The sequence below is a fragment of the Pseudoalteromonas sp. TAE79 genome (assembly GCF_000498015.1).
Classification (GTDB): Bacteria; Pseudomonadota; Gammaproteobacteria; order Enterobacterales; family Alteromonadaceae; genus Pseudoalteromonas.
Window position 1 is genome coordinate 1 of the sequence record NZ_AUTL01000210.1, and the last position, 1,800, is coordinate 1,800.

The following is a 1,800-nucleotide window of genomic DNA, read 5'->3' on the forward strand; positions in this document are numbered from 1 at the left end:
GAGCCATGCCGTCTTCACCTACAAGTAGGGTACAGCTTAAGTCTTCTTGGCGGTAACGTGTTTTAACTGTGCAGCGAGTGGTGCCTTTAGGGCCAACGCGGTCTACCCAATGTAATTGGTTTGCATTAAGACCATTACTGTATAGGCGAGGGTGATCTTTACCTTGACCAACAACAAGTACGTTACGTTCTAAATCTTTATCAACTACGTACCATGGTTCGCCAGAACCTTCCTTCATACCACCAATTAACAAGCCTTTGCGTTGTCCAAGCGTGTGGTACATTAAGCCTTCGTGCTCGCCTACGTTGTTACCGTCAGTGTCTTCGATAACGCCAGGTTGCGCTGGTAAAAACTTTTGTAAAAAATCTTTAAATTTACGCTCACCGATAAAGCAAATTCCGGTGCTGTCTTTTTTATCGTGCGTGATTAGGTCTTGTTCTTCTGCTATGCGGCGTACTTCTGGTTTTTCGATATCACCTACAGGGAATAACGTTTGGCCAATATGTTCATGGCTTAGGGTATATAAGAAGTAGCTTTGATCTTTATTATTATCAAGTCCGCGACACATTACGTATTTGTCATCGCGAAGTTCACGGCGAACGTAGTGTCCAGTTGCAATAAAGTCAGCACCGAGTGCTTGAGCCGCAAATTCTAAAAAGGCTTTAAATTTAATTTCTTTATTACACATTATATCTGGGTTTGGTGTACGGCCGGCTTTGTACTCTGCTAAAAAGTATTCGAATACATTATCCCAGTATTCAGCAGCAAAGTTTACTGTGTGAAGCTCAATACCTAATTTGTCGCACACGGCTTGTGCATCTTTTAAGTCATCAGCGGCGGCACAGTATTCATCATTGTCGTCTTCTTCCCAGTTCTTCATAAACAGGCCTTCTACTTGGTAGCCCTGTTGTTGTAATAAATATGCAGATACAGAAGAATCAACACCGCCGGACATGCCAACAATGACTTTAATGTGACTATTTTCGCTCATGAATAATTTCGCTTATACAGATTGCTGTTAACTTGGAAAGGCCGCGATTATAGCATGTATTTTGTTTGTGCTTAAAGAGCGTAGGGCGGCAAAGGACATAATTTGTCACTATTTTATTTGTATAACAAATAGCAAACTAGACTTAAACGCATTATCAGGCTGTAACTTTAGCAATATTAAAGTGATCTTTACTAGGGGCTGTTGATCTTTGTAGTACATATATCAATCAGCCCACATTGGTAGCCACATCATAGTAAATGCTAAAGCGAGCATTGAATGATAATTTCGTTCAAGCTTTTCATACCGCGTGGCTATCCCTCTATATTGCTTAATACGGCCAAATGCATTCTCAACCAAGTGCCGATATTTGTACATGCACCAGTCAATATCTTCATTGCCTACTAAACTGTTGCCCTTACGTGGAATAACGGGTGTAGCGTTATTATCACGAACAAACGCTCTCAGTTTTTCACTGTCGTAGCCTTTATCTGCGACAACCATATTACTTGTTGGGCAATTAGCTACGAGTGACTCTGCATGGACGATATCATGCGTATTTCCACAGGATAATTCATAATAAACAGGCAACCCTCCGCTATCGACTGCAAGATGAATTTTCGTAGAATTTCCACCTCGGCTCTTTCCAATTGATTCATTGTCAGCAGTTCTTGCACCGCAACTATGTTGATGAGCCCTGACAATACTGCCATCAATGAAGACCCAATCCATGTCCGCATCACGAGATAATGCGCGAAACAGTTCATTCAAAATCCCTTTTTTGGACCATAAATTAAACCGTCTGTAGATAG

At 41.3% G+C, this 1,800-nt stretch carries 2 protein-coding genes; both read right to left on the minus strand.

What is annotated here, in order from left to right:
• A partial coding sequence (gene mnmA / locus L655_RS0115620) for a tRNA 2-thiouridine(34) synthase MnmA (RefSeq protein ID WP_024595363.1) occupies positions 1-991 on the minus strand: 991 nt, incomplete at its 3' end.
• A gap of 222 nt (positions 992-1,213) precedes the next feature.
• On the minus strand, positions 1,214-1,800 hold a 587-nt coding region (locus L655_RS0115625; RefSeq protein WP_024603875.1), incomplete at its 5' end, for an IS5 family transposase.